Origin of the sequence: Nocardia blacklockiae (assembly GCF_015477355.1) — a bacterium.
Classification (GTDB): Bacteria; Actinomycetota; Actinomycetes; order Mycobacteriales; family Mycobacteriaceae; genus Nocardia; species Nocardia blacklockiae.
In genome coordinates, this window is sequence record NZ_JADLRJ010000020.1 from 64540 (window position 1) to 82445 (window position 17906).

Below are 17906 nucleotides of genomic sequence, written 5' to 3' on the forward strand. Positions count from 1 at the left end.
CGCCATGGGGAACACGCGTGAACGCATCGTCGCCGAGCTGGGCGTGCGGCCGGAGATCGAGCCGAAGGTGGAGGTGCGCCGCCGCGTCGATTTTCTCAAGGACTATCTGAAGTCCACGCCCGCACGGGGTTTCGTACTCGGGATCAGCGGCGGGCAGGATTCGACGCTGACGGGGCGGCTGTGCCAGCTGGCCGTCGAGGAACTGCGGGCGGAGGGCCGCGAGGCCACCTTCGTGGCGGTGCGGCTGCCCTACGGCGTGCAGGCCGACGAGGAGGACGCGCAGATCGCGCTGCGGTTCATCCGGCCCGACCGGTCGATCGCGGTGAACGTGAAGCCGAGCGCGGACACGGTGGCCGCGGAGTCCGCCGCCGGCCTGCGCGAGCTGCTGGGCGACGAGCCGCACCTGCGGGATTTCGTGCGCGGCAACATCAAGGCGCGCGAACGCATGGTTATCCAGTACTCGATCGCGGGCCAGCTGAACCTGCTCGTGGTCGGCACCGACCATGCCGCCGAGGCGGTCACCGGCTTCTTCACCAAATACGGCGACGGCGGCGTGGACGTCACCCCGCTGACCGGCCTCACCAAACGTCAAGGCGCGGCACTGCTCCAGGAACTGGGCGCCCCGCCGAGCGCCTGGCAGAAGGTCCCCACCGCCGACCTCGAGGACGACCGCCCCGCCCTCCCCGACGAGATCGCCCTGGGCCTGAAGTACGCCCAGATCGACGACTACCTCGAGGGCAAGGACGTCACTCCGGAGACCGCCGCCCGCATCGAGTCGATCTTCCTGTCCACCCGCCACAAGCGCACCGCCCCCGCCACCCCGCTCGACACCTGGTGGCGGGAGTAGTCAGTCGCCGTACGACGGCAGGCAACCGGAGTCGAGCGAGAGACCGAACGGCTCGGCGAGTTCGATGACGTCGCCGTAGTCCCCGTCCACTTGTCCGTGGTACACACCGTTCTTGGGGCGCGTGTACAAACTCCAGCGGGCGAAGCGCGGATCGACGACGAGCAGCATCGGCACACCGGCGACGCTGTACCAGCCGTTCTTGTCGCTGATCTGCCGTGCCTTCTCGGACTTGGAGATCACTTCGACGGCGAGCGCCACGTCACGAGGATCCGCCAGCCAGTTGTCGTCCTCCTCCCACGCTTCGGGGAGGACGACCAGATCGGGCGTGCAGTAATCGTCGTCATCGTGCGGCATCGAGATGGAGGAAACCTCGTATGCCGCGAAGCCATCGGGCATCCCCGCCTCGAGCTGCTGCCGCAGCCGCCGGATGGTTCCGGCGTGCTTTCCGCGTGGCGTGGGTGACATCACCAGAGCCCCTCCGAGAATTTCGACACGCAGACCTGTGGAGCGCTCGATCTCCTCAGCGACAGCACGCAGGTTACCGGGGCGCGGATGCATCGCGGGGACAGTCACGGATGATCACTCCAAATCCCTTGGCGAACGACTCACTCAGCATAGTTCGCGGCGCGGCGGGCCTCCGGATATCGACGGGCTGTGCTCAGCCGCCCGCGAAAGGGGGTAGGACGTCGACGGTGGGGGTGAGGGGGGTGGATTCGTCGCGGGTCAGTTCGTCGCCGACGAGGTAGGCGCAGACTTTGAGCATGGGGTCGAGGGTGGGGCCGTAGGTGGTGGTGAGGGCCTGGCGGAGGTCGGCGACGGTGGCTTCGGCGGGGAGGTCGAGGCGTTCGCTGTGCTTGCCTACCGCGTCGGCGATCGCGGCGAAATAGCGGACCTCAACCACCGATGGCTCCCATCGTCCGTTCGGGGGGCACGAAATCCTCGGCGTCGATGCCGTGTCCGGCCCACTTGTGCCACATCGCGCCGCGCCACAGGGCGGCGATCTCGTCGTCGGCGGCGCCGGCGCGCAGTGCCGCGCGTACATCGTATTCCTGGTCGCTGAACAGGCAGGAGCGGATGCGGCCGTCGGCGGTGAGGCGGGTGCGGTCGCAGTCGCCGCAGAAGGTGCGGGTCACCGAGGCGATGATGCCGACCCGCGCCGGGCCGCCGTCGACCAGCCAGTTCTCCGCCGGTGCGGCCGGATCGGGACGGCCCGCCTCGGTGAGGGTGAAGCGGGCGCCGAGTACCTCGAGGAGTTCGGCCGCGGTGATCATGTTGGCGCGCGCCCATTCGTGGTCGGCGTCCAGCGGCATCTCCTCGATGAACCGCAACTCGCAGCCCTCGTCCAGGCACCATTGCAAGAGATCGGCTGCGCCGGAGAGGGTTTCGCGCATCAGCACCGCGTTCACCTTGACCGGGGCCAGGCCCTCGCGCTGCGCCGCGCGGATGCCCGACAGCACCGCGCCGAGCCGGTCGCGGCGGGTCAGGCGGGCGAAGCCGGTGCGGTCGACGGTGTCGAGCGAGACGTTGACGCGGCTCAGACCCGCCCGCGCGAGCGCGCCCGCGCGGTGTTCCAGGCCGACGCCGTTGGTGGTCATGGCCAAGGGCACGTCCGGGACGGCCGCGTGACAACCCGCGACGATCTGTTCCAGATCCCGTCGCATCAGCGGCTCGCCACCGGTGAAACGGACCTCGCGCAGCCCGAGTTCGCGCACCGACAGCACGACCAGCCGCACGATCTCCTCGGCCGACAGCAACTCCTCGGCCGGGATGGCGGGCAGGCCCTCCTCCGGCATGCAGTACGTGCAGCGCAGCGAGCATTTCTCGGTGATCGACACCCGCAGATCACGGGCGACGCGGCCGAACTTGTCGACCAGCAACGGCGTGTCGGGTCGTCCGTCCAGCGGGGGCCGCCCACCCCGCACGGCGGGAATCCCCATGGAAACGACAGTCACTCGACCATTATGGCTGCCGTATCCGTCTCACGCCCGCACGGTCGCGGGCGGTGAGGTCGCGCGGCACCGTCCGGCCTGCACGGCGCTGGACGATCGCCGGGCACGAGGCGGCCGGACTCGGCACGGCTTCGGAGGAATGTACGAACCGGCGGCCGCAGCCGCCCCGACTAGGCTGGCGCTGTGAGCGAGGGAACCACCAGCAGCGCGCCGCCGCGGGCCGTCCGGTCGAGGCCGCACCCGGATCGGGTGGCCGCATGAGCGCCGGGCCCGCCACCACGTCGGCGCGGTCGGTCGAGGAGCACCGCGGTCGCGTCGAGCAGTTGCTGCGGCCGCTCGCGGCACGCCCGGTCGAGGACGTCGACATGTCCGAGGCGCTGGGACGGCGGCTCGCCGAGGACGTGCGCGCGCCGGTGGATCTGCCGGTGTTCCGCAACTCCGGGATGGACGGCTACGCGGTCCGGGCCGAGTCGGTCGCGGTGACGCCGGTGACGCTGCCGCTGGCCGGGGTCGTCGCGGCCGGTCAGCCGGGACAGGCGCCCTTGCCGCCCGGCGCGGCGATGAAAGTGATGACCGGCGCGCCGATCCCGCCCGGGGCCGACTGCGTGGTGCCGGTCGAGGACACTCAAGTCGGCGACGGCACCGTCACGGTCGAACGCGGCCGCAGCGCAGGCGATTTCGTGCGCGAGGCGGGCACCGACGTGCGCACCGGGGACCTGCTGATGGCCGCCGGAACGCTGTTGGCGCCCAGGCATATCGCGGCGCTGGCGGCGGTAGGGCTGGCTACCCTGCCGGTTTTCCGGCGGGTGCGCGCCGCCGTGCTGACCACCGGCGACGAACTGGTGCCGGCGGGCACGCGGCTGCGGCCGGGGCAGATCTACAACTCCAACGGCATCGCCCTGGGCGCGGCGCTGGCCGCCAACGGCAGCGAGGTGGTCGCGGTCGAGCACAGCAGTGACGATCCCGCCGAGTTCCGCCGCGCGCTGGCTCACGCCACCGATGCCGCGGATGTGGTCTTCACCTCCGGCGGGGTGTCCAAGGGCGATTTCGAGGTGGTCAAGGACGTGTTGGCCGAGCTGGGCGGCGAATTCGGGTCGGTGGCGGTGCAACCCGGTGGGCCGCAAGGCCTCTCGGTGGTGGACGGGTCCCCGGTGCTCAGTTTTCCCGGCAATCCGGTGAGCACCATGGTGTCGTTCGAGATCTTCGCCCGACCCATTCTCCGCGAGCTCGCGGGCCTGCCGCCGGTCCCGAAAAGCGATGTGCCGCTACGGGACTCGATCAAGTCGCCGCCGGGGCGACGGCAATTCCTGCGCGGCCGGCTGGAAGGGGACGGCGTAGCGCTGGCCTCCGGTCCCGGCTCGCATCTGATCGCGGCGATGGCGCAGGCCGATGTGCTGATCGAGATCCCCGCGGAGGTCACCGAGCTGGCCGCCGGCGCGATTGTGAAAGTCTGGGAGCTATGAGCGAGCAGTCCCCGGCCGACCCGGCGCTGTCCCACGTCGATGCCGAGGGTCGCGCCCGGATGGTCGACGTGAGCGCCAAACACGACACCGCGCGGACCGCGGTCGCCGCGGGCGCGCTGCGCACCACGGCCGAGGTGGTGCGGCTGGTGCGCGCCGACGACATGCCGAAGGCCGACGTCCTGACCACCGCGCGCCTGGCCGGCATCGCGGGGGCGAAGAAGACCTCGGAACTGATCCCGCTGTGCCACCAGCTGGCCCTGTCCTCGGTGCAGGTGCGGTTCGACTTCACCGACGACGCGATCACCATCGAGGCGACCGCGAAGACCAAGGGCCCCACCGGCGTCGAGATGGAGGCGCTGACCGCGGTCGCCGTCGCCGGCCTGACCCTGCACGACATGGTGAAGGCGGTGGACCCGGCCGCGGTACTCACCGACGTCCGCCTGCTCACGAAAGACGGTGGGAAGCGCGGGCATTGGGAACGGGCAGCGGGCCATCACCCGAAAGCCGCCACACCACAAGGGAACACGAGCGGAACTCCGGCGGAGCACCAGCCACACGAGGGCGCGCGAACGGCGGTGGTGGTAGTGGCCTCCACCGGCGCGGCCGCCGGGACACGCGTGGACAAGACAGGCCCCGTGCTGACGGATTGGCTTGCGGGCAAAGGATTTTCGGTGCGCGGACCACTGGTGTACGCCGATGCCGACATCGCCGCGGGACTGGCGGACGCGCTCACGGGCGAACCGGGACTAGTGATCACGACCGGCGGCACCGGCGCCTCCCCCACCGACGCGACGCCCGAGGCGACCCTCGCGGTGCTGGACCGGCAGCTACCCGGTGTGGCCGAGGCCATCCGGCTGGCGGGCACCGCGACCTTCCCGCTGGCCGCGCTGAGCCGCGGCGTCGCCGGGCTCGCGGGCCGCTCGGTGATCGTCAATCTGCCCGGCTCGCCGGGCGGCGTGCGCGACGGCATCGGCGTGCTGGAGCCGCTGCTGGATCATCTGCTGGCCCAGGTGGCCGGAGGAGGCAGCCATGACTGACCACGTGCGACTCACCGGAATCAGCGAGCGGCCGCTGGACCCGGACGAGGTCGAGCGCGCGGTGAGCGGACCCGAGCACGGCGCGGTCGTGGTGTTCACCGGCAAGGTGCGCAATCACGATGGCGGGCAAGCGGTGTCGGCGCTGGAGTACTCCGCGCACCCGCAGGCCGAGACCTTCCTGCGCCGGGTGTGCGCGGAGGTCGCCGCGAGCGCGGGCCTGCCGGTCGCCGCGGTGCACCGGGTCGGCTCGCTCACCGTCGGCGACCTCGCCATCGCGGTCGCCGTCGCGGCCCCGCACCGCGCCGAGGCCTTCACCACCTGCGCCGAGCTGGTCGACCGGATCAAGCACGAGGTGCCGATCTGGAAACGCCAGCTGTTCGCCGACGGGCTGTCGGAATGGGTCAACGCCTGCGGCTGAATGTGAAAGTGCTTGTCCGTAAAGCGTGCCCACCGCAATGATCATCGGATGGTGCACCAGGACGCAGCCCTGACCCTGACCCCGCGGACGAACTGGGTGTTCGGTTACGCGCAGGCCGTCGCGCGTGAACGCGGCGACGACCACATCGGCCCGGAGCATCTCCAACTGGCGATCCTCGACAACCCCGACGCGGTCCCGACCCAGGTGTTCTGCCGCCTCGGCGGCGAGCCGCTCGACATTGCCCAGGCGTTGCGGGCCGCCATGCGCTCCGGCGAGTACGAGCCGTCGGCCACCCGCAACCGGATCGTCGGCGCGGCAGGCGATCTCGCCCGCCGCTTCGGTCACGACTACATCGGCGTCGAGCACCTGCAGCTGGCCCTGCTGCGCAACCGCGACTGCCTGGCCATCCGCGAATTGGCCAGCGCGGGCGTATCTCTCGACGAGTTCGAGGAGGCCCTGACGGAGACGGTGCGCTCGAACGACTAGGCCCCGCCGCTCACTCCTCGCGCGCCAGGTTGCGCTGAATGGTCTGCAACGCCCGGATCAGGGCCGTGCGCTCGGCACGGTCCAGACCGGCCAGCGCCCGCTCGGTCAGCCGCTCGCTCTCGGCCTCGATCGTTCGCTCCAGCCGCCGCCCGCGCTCGGTGAGGTGCAGCCGGACGAGGCGGCGGTCGGTGGCGTGCGGTTCGCGCCGGAGCAGCCCGGCCGCCTCCATGCGGGTCGTCGCCCGGGTGACGGTCGGCGTGGACAGCTCGAGCCGCTTGGCCACCTCCCCCGGCGTCAGCCCGTCCTCGGCCCACAGGCAGCGCAGGATGAACTGCTGTCCCTCGTAGACGCCGTGGGCGGCGTACGCGGCGCCGGCCGCCACCATCAGGGCGTGCTTGGCCGACCAGAACGCGGACTGGAAGTCGCTGGCGATGTCGTCGGTCATGATTCGTTCACTGTAAAGGCATTGAATTCGTTAGCCAGGCAACGATAGAGTCGTTGCCTGGCTAACAACTTTTGGGAAGTGCCATGAAACTGGGTATCTGCTTTACCGACTACTCCTGGGACGTGCCGGTCGGCGACCTCTCGGCTCTCGTCTCCGATCTCGCGCAGCAGGCCGACGACACCGGGTTCGACAGCCTGTGGGTGATGGACCACTTCTTCCAGATCCACCTCACCGGCCTGCCGACCGAATCGCCGCTGCCCGAGGCGTATACGACGCTGTCGTTCCTCGCCGGTCGCACCCGTCGCATCCGGCTCGGCACCCTGGTCACCTCGGTCGCCTACCGCTATCCCGGGGTGCTGCTCAAACAGGCCACCTCGCTCGACGTATTCAGCGGTGGGCGAATGTATTTCGGTATCGGCGCGGGAGCACGGTTCGATCCCGAGCCGATGGGGCCCGGCACCCGATGGGAGGCCGAGGGACTCGGCATCCCGTTCCCGCCGCTGGCCGAGCGGTTCGAACGCCTCGAGGAGACGCTACGGATCGCGCACCGGATGTGGAGCGATGACGAAACACCGTTCCACGGCACGCATTACACGATGATGCGCCCGCTCAACTCACCGCAGTCGGTGCAGCGGCCGCATCCGCCGATCCTGGTCGCCGGCGGCGGCGAGAAGAAGACGCTGCGCCTGGTCGCGCAGTACGCCGACGCCTGCAATCTGTCGGACATGCCGGGAATCGGCTTGGGCGACAACATCTCCCGGAAACTCGACGTGCTCCGCAAGCACTGCGCGGACCTCGGCCGCGACTACGCGGCGATCGAGAAGACCGTCGGCACGCAGTTCGATGCCACCGCCGATCCCCGGCCGTTCCTGGACCGCCTCCGGGAGCTGGCCGAACTCGGCGTCGATCACGTCATGGTGGCGCCGCGGCAGGCCTGGACCGAGGCGCGGCTGGGTGCGCTGGCCGCACTCCTGCCGGAGATCAGCGGCCTGTAACGCCTGCGTGACCGCCATGATCACCGCGGCCGGCGGCAGTAGTCTGGCCACCGGCGCAGGGCCCACGACGGAGGAGTGATCATGAGCGACTCGACCGGCAAGATCGTCCTCGGACCCCATCAGTACGGCAAGGCCGAGAACCGGGTGGTGCGGATCTACCGCGACACCGCCCGCCACGAGATCCGGGACCTGAACGTATCCACCTGCCTGCGCGGGTCCTTCGAGCCCGCGCACACCGAGGGAGACCAGGGCACGGTGCTGCCCACCGACTCCCAGAAGCAGACCGTCTACGCGTACGCCAAGACGCACGGCGACGGCAGCATCGAGGAGTACGGCGCGGCGCTGGCGCGGCATTTCGTCGACGATGTCGCGCCGGTGCACTCGGCACGCATCGAGATCGAGGAATACGCCTGGGAGCGCGCGCAGGCGGGCGGCGGGCCGCACGACCACACCTGGACGCGGCGCGGACCGGAGGTGCGCACCGCGTCGATCACGGTGCGGGGCAAGGGTTCCGAGCGGCAGGAGTGGGTGATCGGCGGCATCAAGGATCTGGTGCTGCTCAAGTCGACGGGTTCGGAGTTCGCGGGCTTCCTCACCGACGAGTTCACGGTGCTGGAGCCCACGCACGACCGCGTCATGGCGACCAGCCTGGTGGCTCGGTGGCGGTTCGCCTCGACACCCTCTGACTGGGACGCGACATACGCGGGAATCAAGGGCGTGCTCGTCGAGCGGTTCGCGCTGCTGCGGTCGAAGGCGTTGCAGCAGACGCTGTTCGATATGGGCGGCACGGCGCTGCGCGAGTACCCGTGCCTCGCCGAGATCCGGTTGTCGGCGCCCAACCGGCACCACTTCGCCTACGACCTCGAACGATTCGGCATCGGCAATGCCGGCGAGGTGTTCCACGCCGACGACCGGCCCTACGGGCTCATCCAGGCCACGGTGCGGCGCGAGGACGCTCCCGACGCGGGAATCGCGTGGGAGCCGTTCACCGGCGCGATGTGACGGGGCTACGCGTCGGGGTGATCGAATTCGTCGGGGGTCAGCTCGTCGGCGAGTCCGAAATCGGTGGGCTCGGCGTCCTCGAAAAGGTTTGGCTCGGTGCCGGTTTCGAGATCGCGCGGCACGTAGCGCCAGACGGGTAGCATGGCCTGCTCGTCGAGTGGGTCCGGTGCGGCGTGCACGGTCTCGCGCAGGCGGGCGGTGGCGGCGTCGGTGTCCATCCCGGAGCCGATGAGGACCAGGCGGGTCGCGCGGTCCTCGCCCCGCTCCCAGGCGGCGGGTTCGAAGACCACGTGCCGGCCGACCACGTGCAGCACGAACTTGCGTCGTTCGTCGCGGACGCCGAACGCGGTGCAGCCCTTGGCCCGGAACAGGCCCGGCGGCGGGTCCTCCAGGAAGCCGACCAGGCGGCGCGGGTCGAGGTCGGTGGTGCTGGTGAAGGAGACGCTGTCGTAGTCGTCGTGCAGGTGGCGGTGGTCGTCGTGGTCGTGATCGTGGTCCTCGGCGAGCAGTTCGTCGAAGCTGAGCTGTTCGGCTACCGGGGCGGCGCCCGAGTGCGGCGGGTCGAACAGCAGGCGGGGATCGATGCGGCCGCGCGTGGTGGCGTGGACCGGCACCGCGCCCACCAGTTCGCCGATGTCCGCGCGCAGCCGAGCCAGCCGGTCGGCGGGTACGCGGTCGGCCTTGTTGAGTACCACCAGATCGGCGAGCCGCAGGTGGGTGGCCAGCTCCGGGTGCCGGGCGCGGCTGTCGTCGAAGTGTTCGGCGTCGACGACCTCGACCAGGCCGCCGTAGCGGATGCGGGGGTTGTCGCTGCCCACCACCATGCGGATCAGATTGCGCGGCTCGGCCAGACCGCTGGCCTCCACCACGATCACATCGATGCGGTTGCGCGGCTCGGCGAGCCGAGAGAACAGACCGTCGAGTTCGGTGACGTCGACGGCGCAGCACACACAGCCGTTCCCCAGCGACACCATCGCATCCACTTGCCCCGCCACCAGCAAGGCATCGATATTGACGGCCCCGAAGTCGTTGACCACCACCCCGATCCGAGCCTCCCGCCGCCGCAACAGATGATTGAGCAGCGTCGTCTTCCCGGCCCCCAGATACCCCGCCACGATCAGCACCGGAATGCGCCGATCCACCCGCCCGACCTCATCCTCCGCACGCACCCGAAAAATGTTAGCGGTGCTCCCCCGTCGCCGCGGAGACAGGATGCCGCCCCCACAACGACGATCAGCGCCCGCACCTGTCTGGAGTACGGGACGGGCAGCCGCTCGAAGGACGAGACGGGCGCCCGTCCCAGGTGGGACGGGCGCCCGGTCGTGCTGTCGGTACTACCCCGTGGCGGGGATGTTGCGCACGCCGTGGGCGTTCGGTGCGGCGGGCTTGGATTGTGCGCCCGGTGTGGCTTGCGTGTTCGGGGCGTTCTGGGTGCCGGGGCTTGTTTGCGTGCCGGGGCTGGTTTGGGTGCCGGGGCTGGTTTGGGTGTCCGGCGTGTTTCCGGCGTTGCCCGCGCTGCCCGGGCCGAGGAGAGTGGCGGCGAGCGTGTAGGCCAGGTTGATCAGCTCCGAGTTCACGGCCGCGTCGTCCATGCCCAGGGATTGGGCCAGCGGGACCAGCAGTTGCATCGCGGTGGTGACGAGGGAGCTGGCCGCCGAGTCGGCGTCCGGCTGGGTGCCGGAAGGATTGGCGCCCTGCGGAGTAGCGGCACCCGGCGACGACTGCGGCGCGGTCCCGGAGTTACCCGTGCCCGGCCCCGGCGCGTAAACGTCGGGCGAGGTATGCGCGTTCGGCGTGCTGTACGCATTGGGCGCCCCCGGAGCCGGAGCCCCCTGCCCCTCCGCCACCCCGGGCGTATAACTCCCCGGCGCGCTCTGCGCCGAAGCACCGGGCACACCACTCGCCTGCCCCGCCACACCGGGAGCGGCATTCGGCGGCGCCGGGGAACGCGGAGCCTCCGCATTCGGCAATCCCGCCGCGCCCGAAGCCCCGGCATTGGGCAGCGAGGACGCGCCCGGGTCCGCCGCGTTAGCCTGCCCCGACGCCCCGGTCCCGGCCGCGTTCGGCAGACCCGCGGCGCCGGGAGTCCCAGCCGATTGCCCTTGTGCGCCAGGCACATTGCCATTCGGCTGCCCGGCCGCACCGGAAGCTTCCGCCTTCGGCACGCCCGCCGCACCAGGCACCACCGCATTCGGCTGTGCCTGCGCACCAGGCGCTTCGGCGTTCGGTTTGGCCTGTGCGCCAGGCGCATCGGCGTTCGTCTGCCCCGAGGGACCGGAAGTGGCCGCGTTCGGCAGGGCCGACGCGTTCTGGCCATTGCTCGGCTCGGATGAAGTGTTCGGTGGTGGGGCTTGGCCCGGCGCTCGGCCGTGTAGTGCGTCGGCCGGCGGGAGCGGTTGTGCCGCATCGACTTCGGCGGAGGTGCGGCCTTCGGCGGAGCCCGAGGGCAGGGGTGTGCCGCCGAGGCCGAGTAGGTAGCCGGTGAGGCCGGTGGCGATGGCTACCGCGTGCTTGAGCTGGCCCTCGCGGGACTCGAGGGCGGAGGCGTCCTCCGGGTTGGCTCCGTTGCCCATTTCCAGGAAGACGTCCGGGACGTGGGTCAATGCGGGGCCGGCGATGTCGGCGCGGGTTTGCAGGCCCTCGACCGCGCCGCCGTAGGTGGCCGCCGGGAACCCGGCCTGCAGGTAGGCGTCGCGCACGACCCTGGTCGCGGCCAGTCCCGCACCCGATTGGACCAGATGGGCCGCGGGATCGGGGATCGGCAGCTGCGGCACGATCAAATGGAAACCGCGTTCGGAGGCGGGCGCGCCGTCGGCGTGGATGCTGATCGCGACGTCGGCCTTGGAGTCGTTGGCCGCGGCGGCGCGCTCATCGATACAGCTGCCCCAGCCGGTGTCGTCCTGGCGGCTGAGCACGACCTTGGCGCCCATCGCCTCCAGCGACTGCTTGACCAGCTGCGACACATTCCAGGTGATGGTGTGCTCGGGCACGCCGTTGAGCGTGGTCATGCCGGTGGTCTGGCATTCCTTGGTGCCGCCGCGGCCGTCGTTCACCGGGCGGCTGATGTCCTGGGCGTGCTCGGACCCCTGATGCCCCGGATCCAGGAAGACGGTCTTGCCGGCGAGCTTCGTCGACATGTCCGGATCCGTCGGGGCGGCGACTGCGACCGCCGGGACGATCCCGGCGGATGGAGCGAGGGCCGCGGCCGTGACGGCGAGGCAGAGACCGGCCTTGACGATGCTTGGCTTCATGTGCGGACGGCGCACCCGTAGCGGGGCGCCCCTCCCTTCCCACTAGTAACACCAAACCCAGTGGTTCACTCTGGCAACGCAGGTCTCATGAAGCAAGTACAGTTATCGAACCGTTACTGCCGCTCTCACGCGGTTCGGGGCAATTGACGCAGTGATCGTAGTGCGTAATGCACGCGTGTCTTGACGGTCCCGACCGGGACGCCGAGATCTTCAGCAACATCCTGGTAAGCGCGATCGCGCAGAATCACCTGAACCACGGCGTGTCGCTGCGGATCGGGCAGCCGCGCCAGCAATTCGGAGACGAGCAGCCCGTCGGCCAGCGCATCGGTGAAGTCCGGCCGCGCCCCGCGCCGGTCGGCGACCTCCTCGAAGTCGTCCCAGCTCGTCTCGGCCGGCCGCACCGCGCGCATCCGGGCGAGGTCGGTGAGCACGTTGCGCTCGATGGACAGCAGCCAGGTGCGCACGCTGCTCTTGTCCGGGTCGTAGGTGCGGCAGCCGCGCCACGCTCGCAGCAGCGTGTCCTGCACCGCGTGTTCGGCCAGGCCGGCATCGCCCAGCCGCCGCATCGCTCGCCAATGCAGTAGGCCCTGGTCGGCGGCGAGCACGGCGGCCAGCCCGGCCCGGGTACACAATCGCGCGCACCGCGGGCCACAGGCGGTGTCGCTGTCGGGAGATACGGACCGGAGACCACTCATGCCTGGAATATCGCGGGAAACGCGCGGAAGGCATCGCTGCGCGCACATCAATTTCCACGAATCCGCGCGGCGGCTGTGTCACGTCACCAATTTTCATCATTCCGGCCAATCGGTCTGTAGAACTCTGATAGACCGGACCCCCGGAAGTCACGGGGAACTTCCGGGGGCTGTCCGGACCGATCGGCGGCCCGCACGTGAGCTCGAGGAGGAACGCCGTGCGTGGACGCACGCTTGTTATCGCGGGAGCCGTGGCCGCCGCGGTGACCGCGCTCGGATCCGGAACCGCCGCCGCCGAACCGGCGACCAGTGTTCCCGGAGACGGGCTGTACCGGGTGGGTGTGGACATCCAGCCCGGCATCTACCAGGCGCCCGGGTCCTCCGACCCGGACCACGCCTGCTACTGGCAGCGCCTGCGCAAGGTGCCCGATGCGGGCGATGCCGATCCCAACCAGTTCATCATCGCCAGCGATCTCACCCGCGTGACCCCGGTCCGGGTGCTGATCAAGCCGGGCGACGTCGCCTTCCAGGCCGTCAATTGCGGGGCTTGGGTGATGGTGCCCGCACCGCCGCCCACCGGCTCCTACGGTCCGGGCGGGTTGTTCGGCAGCGAGTTCTGACCGACCGCGGCACCCCGCGACGCGCGGTGCCGCGGTCTTCGCGACACCCGATGTGAGCGCTCACAATTGCCCGGTGTACTGTCCGGCTGAGTCTGTCGCGCACCCATCGGAGGTTGTCATGGCACCGCTGCCACCCGACCGCACGCCCACCCCGGCCCCGCGGCGGGCGGACCGGTGATCACGACCCGGCGGACACTGGCCGACGGCAGGGAGATCCTCTACTTCGACGCCGATCCGGGCGTGCCGCGCACCGCGACCGACACCCGCGATCTGCCGCGGACCCACACCCACTCGCAGCGTCGCTTCGACCCGCTGCTGGGCGAGTGGGTGGTCATCGCCTCGCACCGCCAGACCCGCACCTTCCTGCCGCCGGCCGACCTGTGCCCGCTGTGCCCGTCGACGCCCGAGCGAGCCACCGAGATCCCCGAATCCGATTACCAGGTCGCGGTTTTCGAGAATCGCTTCCCCTCGCTGTCGACCGACCACACCGAGCTGCCCGACGTCGTGACGGGGTCGCCGCTCACCCCGCTGCGCGACGGGTACGGCCGCTGCGAGGTGGTGTGCTTCACCAGCGCGCACGATTCGTCGTTCGCCCAGCTCCCGCCGGAGCGGGCCCGCCTGGTGCTGGACGTGTGGGCGCAGCGCAGCGCCGAACTCGCCGAACTCGACGGCGTCGGGCAGGTGTTCTGCTTCGAGAATCACGGCGAGGAGATCGGGGTGACACTGTCGCACCCGCACGGCCAGATCTACGCCTACCCGTTCGTCACGCCGCGCGTCGCCAAGATCACCGAGAATGTGGCGCGCTACCGGAAGTCCCACGGCGGCAACCTGTTCGGTGATCTGCTGGCCGCCGAGCGGGCCGCGACGCTGCGGGTGGTGGCCGCCAACGAGGAGTGGACGGCCTTCGTCCCGCCGTTCGCGCGCTGGCCCTACGAGGTGCAGCTGTACCCGCACCGGCGAGTCGCCGACATTCCCGATCTCGACGAGGCACAGCGCGACGGTTTCGCGACGCTGTATCTCGATGTGCTGCACCGCTTCGCCGCCCGATTCGACACCCCCATGCCCTACATCGCGGCCTGGAACCAGGCGCCGACGCCGAAATCCGGTGCGCCCCGCGAGGATTGGTGGCTGCACCTGCAGCTCTTCTCGATCCGCCGGGCCGCCGGGAAGCTGAAGTATCTGGCCGGCTCGGAGTCCGGGATGAACGTGTTCATCAGCGACACCACCCCGGAGACGGTGGCGGCCGAACTGCGGGAGGTGCGATGACCGGCGGCGAATCGCCTGTGCGACAAGGGGTGTGGGCCGCACCCGGGCGGGTCAACATCATCGGCGAGCACACCGACTACAACGACGGCTACGCCCTGCCGATCGCCCTGCCGCAGACGGTCACCTGCGCGGCACGCGGCACGACCGACGGCCGGGTGCGGGTGAGTTCCCGCCAGCATCCCGGCGAGACGGCGACCGAACCGCTGGACGCGCTGGCGGATTCCCAGGTCACCGGCTGGGCCCGCTACCCGCTCGGCGTGGTGCACGAATACGTGCGGCGCGGGCACGAAATCCCGGGCGTGGCAGTGGAATTGGACGGCACCGTGCCGGTCGGGGCGGGGCTGTCGTCCTCGGCGGCGGTGGAGTGCGCGGTCGCGATCGCGCTGCGCGATCTGTTCGAACTGCCGGTCACCGACGCCGAACTCATCGATATCGGCCGGGCGGCGGAGAACTCCTACGTCGGTGCGGCCACCGGCACCCTGGACCAGTCCGCGTCGGTGCTGTGCACCGCCGGGCACGCGCTGTTCCTCGACTTCGGCAAGGGCGAGCACGCGCAGGTTCCGTTCGACCTGGCCGCGGCCGGGTTGGCATTGCTGGTGGTCGACACCAACACCCCGCACCAATTGTCCGACGGCGGGTACGGCCGCCGACGCACCGAATGCGAGCAGGCCGCGGCCGGGCTCGGCGTGCGCAGCCTGCGCGAGATCACCGACGTGACCGACGTGGACCGGCTCACCGACCCGGTACTGCGCCGGCGCGCGCGCCACATCGTCTCCGACAACGCCCGGGTGCTGGCGGTGGTCGAGGCGCTGCGCAGGGGCGGGGACCCGCGCGCGATCGGGCCGATTCTCACCGCCGGGCACGCCTCGCTGCGCGACGATTTCGAGATCTCCACGCCGCAACTGGACGCCGCGGTCGAGGCCGCGCTGTCGGCGGGCGCGTACGGAGCGCGCATGGTGGGCGGCGGATTCGGCGGCAGCATCATCGCGCTCACCGCGGCCGACCGCACGGAGCAAACCGCCCGGGCGGTCGAGCAGCGTTTCCGCGACGCGGGTTTCGCCGCGCCGCGCACCTTTGTCGCGGTGCCTTCCGCCGGGGCACATCGGGTGTCCTGACGAAGCGAATTCGCATCGTTTCCCGAAATCTCGCGACCACATTTTGTATCGCGACAAGCGGGTTTTCTTGCGAATCCAGCGAATTCCGGAGAAAAACGTGCACGCGCAGGTGCAACCACACATGCACATGCATCCGCGCTCGCAAACCGTTCGCGCACAGCGGGCGTCGATGGCCGTGAACAGCATCTATGCAGCTCCGACGTCATGATCGAAGCGCCGCGCGCGGCCGGGCCGAACCGCGCCGACCGAAACAACGGGGTTGAACTCCGGCAAATACCCCTAAACACACCCCTACCTGCCTCGTCATGAACCTGCGAATTCGGCGAATGCACTACAGCTATCGGTAGGCGGTAAGTACCGTAGTGACGGGATTAGCGCGGCTGCCAATGGTTACTCATTCCAGGGCGCACCGCGCCCGGGGGATCGAGGCCGCCACAACACTGATTACCGGCCTCCGCCGCATGGCAATGTCGCCGACCCATCGAAACCCATGTCCTGGAGGAAGTCATGACCAGATCGGACGCCGCCCAGCTCGCCGCGCTGCCCGCAGACAGCTGGCGCAAGTCGAGTTTCAGCGGACCCGACGGCAACTGCGTCGAATGCGCCCCGCTGCCCGACACCACGGTGGCCGTGCGCAACAGCAATCGCCCCGAGGACGGAGCCCTCATCTTCACCCGTGCCGAGCTGTCCGCGTGGATCCGCGGTTGCAGCGCCGGCGAATTCGACGATCTCATCTGACCGCGGGCCCGGCATGCGCCCACCCCACTAGGGTGGGCGCATGACCAGGCGCAAGATTCTCATCACGGGCGCGAGCTCGGGACTCGGCGCGGGCATGGCTCGCGAATTCGCACGACGCGGGCGAGACGTCGCGCTGTGCGCGCGCCGGGTCGACAATCTCGAACAGTTACGCACCGAATTGCTGGCCGCCCATCCCGGCATCACGGTCGCGGTGCGCGGGCTGAATGTCGACGAACACGACGCGATACCCGAGGTTTTCGCCGCGCTGCGCGATGAACTCGGCGGCCTGGACCGAGTAATCGTCAACGCGGGACTGGGTAAGGGCGCGCCGATCGGATCGGGCCGTGCCGACGCCAATATCGCTACCGCGACAACGAATCTCGTCAGCGCGCTGGCCCAAGCCGAAGCGGCGCTGCAGATCTTCCGGGAGCAGAACTCCGGACACCTCGTCCTCATTTCCTCGATGAGCGCCGTGCGCGGACTGCCGGGCAAGAAGGCCGCCTACGCCGCGAGCAAGGCCGGCCTGACCGCACTCGGCGAGGGCCTGGCGACCGAATTCCGCAACAGCCCGATCGCCGTCACCACGGTGCAGCCGGGCTTCATCGCCACCGACATGGCCGCCCGCGCCGGTGACGCCACCCTGGTGGTGCCGCTCGAGCGGGGCGTCGCATCGATGGTCGCCGCCATCGAACACGAGACCGTGCGCGCCTGCGTTCCGCAATGGCCTTGGCGCGCCGTGAATCTCGTGATGCCACTGCTCCCCCGGACCCTCGTCGCGCGGCTGAGCTGAGCGGGCCGCCGAGCCGGCGGATTCAGGGTGGTCCCGTGTGAGTTTCAGGGTTGTACCCGGATGTGCGGGAACGGTTTCGGCGCGACGATGGCGGCATGGTGTTGTCGAGTCGACGGGCCCGGCAGTCGCTGGTATGGCTGCACGTGGTGACCTCGGTCGGATGGGCGAGTATGGCGGTGGCGCTGGGTGTACTCCTGGCGACCGGCACGGTGAGCCCACCGGGCCTCGGGAAGTCCGGACCCGCGCACGCCGCCGATCTGCTCGATCGCGCGGTGCTGGTGCCCGCGGCCAATGCCGCCGCGGTGACCGGCTTCCTGCTGGCGGCGTGCACGAGCTTCGGGTACTTCCAGCGGCGGTGGGTGACCGCGAAATTCGTGCTCACGCTGGGGCAACTGGCCGTGGGCATCGCGGTGCTCAGCCCGCGCATGCCCGAGATCGTCACGGCCGCCGACGCCGGACGGCGCGGGCCGGTCGCGATCGCCCTCGCCGGTGCGGTGGTGATGGGCGCGGGGCTCGCGTTCCAGGCCTGGGTGTCGTTCGTGAAGCCCTGGGGCCGAACGTCTTTCGGTGAGCGCGGGCCGCGGTTGCACAATGCGCCGGCGTGGCTGATGAATCTGGCCGTCGCCGGACCGCTCACCGACCTCGTGCTGGGCGTGGTGGTCGGCGCGCCGCCGCTGTTCGGGCCGATCGTGCTGGTCGTGGCGCTGGTACGGCGGGCGTGGGCGCGGCGGCTGCCCCGGCTGCGGCCCGCAGCGGCCGTCGCATAGCCGCGGCCATTACCCGGCAGGTAAT

The 17906-nt window shown here is 70.3% G+C and carries 20 protein-coding genes; 13 read left to right on the plus strand and 7 right to left on the minus strand.

Features of this window, described 5'->3' with window-relative positions; genetic code table 11:
* The first annotated feature begins 4 nt into the window (after nt 1-4).
* Nucleotides 5-847, plus strand: a complete 843-nt coding sequence (nadE, locus tag IU476_RS34190) for an NAD(+) synthase (RefSeq protein ID WP_195106475.1) — start codon at nt 5-7, stop codon at nt 845-847.
* On the opposite strand, the gene IU476_RS34195 is transcribed toward nadE, so the two are convergent.
* The 3 genes from IU476_RS34195 to moaA all read right to left on the minus strand — a co-directional run bounded on the left by IU476_RS34195 (nt 848) and on the right by moaA (nt 2799).
* The gene (locus IU476_RS34195) at nt 848-1420 is read right to left on the minus strand and encodes a Uma2 family endonuclease (protein WP_324194552.1); all 573 of its coding nucleotides are present in this window, start codon (nt 1418-1420) and stop codon (nt 848-850) included.
* An 85-nt stretch (nt 1421-1505) separates the two neighbouring features.
* Nucleotides 1506-1748, minus strand: coding sequence for a MoaD/ThiS family protein (locus IU476_RS34200; protein ID WP_195106476.1), 243 nt, complete (start codon nt 1746-1748; stop codon nt 1506-1508).
* Complete coding sequence (gene moaA, locus IU476_RS34205; protein ID WP_195106477.1) at nt 1741-2799, minus strand: GTP 3',8-cyclase MoaA; 1059 nt, start codon at nt 2797-2799, stop codon at nt 1741-1743. The genes IU476_RS34200 and moaA overlap by 8 nt, the downstream gene beginning before the upstream one ends.
* A 254-nt stretch (nt 2800-3053) precedes the next feature.
* On the opposite strand from moaA, the gene IU476_RS34210 reads away from it, so the two are divergent.
* Genes IU476_RS34210 through IU476_RS34225 form a run of 4 tightly spaced genes read left to right on the plus strand, consistent with a single transcriptional unit; the run spans nt 3054 to nt 6200 of the window.
* Nucleotides 3054-4259, plus strand: coding sequence for a molybdopterin molybdotransferase MoeA (locus tag IU476_RS34210; RefSeq protein ID WP_195106478.1), 1206 nt, complete (start codon nt 3054-3056; stop codon nt 4257-4259).
* Nucleotides 4256-5296 carry a bifunctional molybdenum cofactor biosynthesis protein MoaC/MoaB gene (moaCB, locus tag IU476_RS34215; protein ID WP_195106479.1) on the plus strand — a complete coding sequence of 347 codons (1041 nt, stop codon included), beginning with the start codon at nt 4256-4258 and terminating at the stop codon, nt 5294-5296. The genes IU476_RS34210 and moaCB overlap by 4 nt, the downstream gene beginning before the upstream one ends.
* On the plus strand, nt 5289-5714 hold the full coding sequence (locus IU476_RS34220; protein WP_195106480.1) for a molybdenum cofactor biosynthesis protein MoaE: 426 nt from the start codon (nt 5289-5291) through the stop codon (nt 5712-5714). The genes moaCB and IU476_RS34220 overlap by 8 nt, the downstream gene beginning before the upstream one ends.
* A 48-nt stretch (nt 5715-5762) precedes the next feature.
* Nucleotides 5763-6200 (plus strand): Clp protease N-terminal domain-containing protein, encoded by a 438-nt coding sequence (locus IU476_RS34225; RefSeq protein ID WP_195106481.1) that lies wholly within the window; start codon nt 5763-5765, stop codon nt 6198-6200.
* A gap of 10 nt (nt 6201-6210) precedes the next feature.
* Here IU476_RS34225 and IU476_RS34230 read toward each other — a convergent pair whose 3' ends face one another.
* Nucleotides 6211-6645, minus strand: a complete 435-nt coding sequence (locus tag IU476_RS34230) for a MarR family winged helix-turn-helix transcriptional regulator (protein WP_195106482.1) — start codon at nt 6643-6645, stop codon at nt 6211-6213.
* 83 nt (nt 6646-6728) lie between these two features.
* Between IU476_RS34230 and IU476_RS34235 the strand changes: the two genes are divergently transcribed.
* Together IU476_RS34235 and pucL are read left to right on the plus strand one after the other, a co-directional pair.
* Nucleotides 6729-7640 (plus strand): LLM class F420-dependent oxidoreductase, encoded by a 912-nt coding sequence (locus IU476_RS34235; protein ID WP_195106483.1) that lies wholly within the window; start codon nt 6729-6731, stop codon nt 7638-7640.
* Nucleotides 7641-7721: 81 nt separating this feature from the next.
* Nucleotides 7722-8642, plus strand: coding sequence for a factor-independent urate hydroxylase (pucL, locus tag IU476_RS34240; RefSeq protein ID WP_195106484.1), 921 nt, complete (start codon nt 7722-7724; stop codon nt 8640-8642).
* A 5-nt stretch (nt 8643-8647) separates the two neighbouring features.
* Here the strand turns inward: pucL and IU476_RS34245 are convergent, their stop codons facing one another.
* The 3 genes from IU476_RS34245 to IU476_RS34255 form a co-directional block, all read right to left on the minus strand.
* Entirely contained in the window at nt 8648-9811 is a 1164-nt protein-coding gene (locus IU476_RS34245; protein ID WP_324194554.1) for a CobW family GTP-binding protein, read from the minus strand.
* Between the two features lie 165 nt (nt 9812-9976).
* A complete protein-coding gene (locus IU476_RS37400; protein WP_195106485.1) occupies nt 9977-11893 on the minus strand; it encodes an N-acetylmuramoyl-L-alanine amidase in 1917 nt (638 codons plus the stop codon).
* Nucleotides 11894-12018: 125 nt separating this feature from the next.
* Nucleotides 12019-12588 carry a sigma-70 family RNA polymerase sigma factor gene (locus IU476_RS34255; RefSeq protein ID WP_195106486.1) on the minus strand — a complete coding sequence of 190 codons (570 nt, stop codon included), beginning with the start codon at nt 12586-12588 and terminating at the stop codon, nt 12019-12021.
* 215 nt (nt 12589-12803) lie between these two features.
* Between IU476_RS34255 and IU476_RS34260 the strand changes: the two genes are divergently transcribed.
* The 6 genes from IU476_RS34260 (at nt 12804) to IU476_RS34285 (ending at nt 17881) form a co-directional block, all read left to right on the plus strand.
* Nucleotides 12804-13205 carry an Rv1352/Rv1906c domain-containing protein gene (locus tag IU476_RS34260; RefSeq protein WP_195106487.1) on the plus strand — a complete coding sequence of 134 codons (402 nt, stop codon included), beginning with the start codon at nt 12804-12806 and terminating at the stop codon, nt 13203-13205.
* A gap of 195 nt (nt 13206-13400) precedes the next feature.
* Nucleotides 13401-14471: a galactose-1-phosphate uridylyltransferase gene (gene galT / locus IU476_RS34265; protein WP_195106514.1), complete on the plus strand. Its 1071-nt coding sequence runs from the start codon at nt 13401-13403 to the stop codon at nt 14469-14471.
* Nucleotides 14468-15586, plus strand: coding sequence for a galactokinase (gene galK / locus IU476_RS34270; protein WP_195106488.1), 1119 nt, complete (start codon nt 14468-14470; stop codon nt 15584-15586). Before galT ends, galK begins: the two co-directional genes overlap by 4 nt.
* A gap of 507 nt (nt 15587-16093) precedes the next feature.
* On the plus strand, nt 16094-16324 hold the full coding sequence (locus tag IU476_RS34275) for a DUF397 domain-containing protein (protein ID WP_195106489.1): 231 nt from the start codon (nt 16094-16096) through the stop codon (nt 16322-16324).
* Nucleotides 16325-16364: 40 nt separating this feature from the next.
* Nucleotides 16365-17114, plus strand: coding sequence for an SDR family oxidoreductase (locus IU476_RS34280; RefSeq protein WP_195106490.1), 750 nt, complete (start codon nt 16365-16367; stop codon nt 17112-17114).
* A 95-nt stretch (nt 17115-17209) separates the two neighbouring features.
* On the plus strand, nt 17210-17881 hold the full coding sequence (locus IU476_RS34285) for a hypothetical protein (protein ID WP_195106491.1): 672 nt from the start codon (nt 17210-17212) through the stop codon (nt 17879-17881).
* Nucleotides 17882-17906 lie beyond the last annotated feature (25 nt).

Bases quoted from the DNA above. Each gene is read 5' to 3' on its own strand.
- nadE (WP_195106475.1), top strand. From the start codon at position 5: ATGGGGAACACGCGTGAACGCATCGTCGCCGAGCTGGGCGTGCGGCCG.
- IU476_RS34210 (WP_195106478.1), top strand. From the start codon at position 3,054: ATGAGCGCCGGGCCCGCCACCACGTCGGCGCGGTCGGTCGAGGAGCAC.
- moaCB (WP_195106479.1), top strand. From the start codon at position 4,256: ATGAGCGAGCAGTCCCCGGCCGACCCGGCGCTGTCCCACGTCGATGCC.
- IU476_RS34220 (WP_195106480.1), top strand. From the start codon at position 5,289: ATGACTGACCACGTGCGACTCACCGGAATCAGCGAGCGGCCGCTGGAC.
- IU476_RS34225 (WP_195106481.1), top strand. From the start codon at position 5,763: ATGGTGCACCAGGACGCAGCCCTGACCCTGACCCCGCGGACGAACTGG.
- IU476_RS34230 (WP_195106482.1), bottom strand. From the start codon at position 6,645: ATGACCGACGACATCGCCAGCGACTTCCAGTCCGCGTTCTGGTCGGCC.
- IU476_RS34235 (WP_195106483.1), top strand. From the start codon at position 6,729: ATGAAACTGGGTATCTGCTTTACCGACTACTCCTGGGACGTGCCGGTC.
- pucL (WP_195106484.1), top strand. From the start codon at position 7,722: ATGAGCGACTCGACCGGCAAGATCGTCCTCGGACCCCATCAGTACGGC.
- IU476_RS37400 (WP_195106485.1), bottom strand. From the start codon at position 11,893: ATGAAGCCAAGCATCGTCAAGGCCGGTCTCTGCCTCGCCGTCACGGCC.
- IU476_RS34255 (WP_195106486.1), bottom strand. From the start codon at position 12,588: ATGAGTGGTCTCCGGTCCGTATCTCCCGACAGCGACACCGCCTGTGGC.
- galK (WP_195106488.1), top strand. From the start codon at position 14,468: ATGACCGGCGGCGAATCGCCTGTGCGACAAGGGGTGTGGGCCGCACCC.
- IU476_RS34275 (WP_195106489.1), top strand. From the start codon at position 16,094: ATGACCAGATCGGACGCCGCCCAGCTCGCCGCGCTGCCCGCAGACAGC.
- IU476_RS34280 (WP_195106490.1), top strand. From the start codon at position 16,365: ATGACCAGGCGCAAGATTCTCATCACGGGCGCGAGCTCGGGACTCGGC.
- IU476_RS34285 (WP_195106491.1), top strand. From the start codon at position 17,210: ATGGTGTTGTCGAGTCGACGGGCCCGGCAGTCGCTGGTATGGCTGCAC.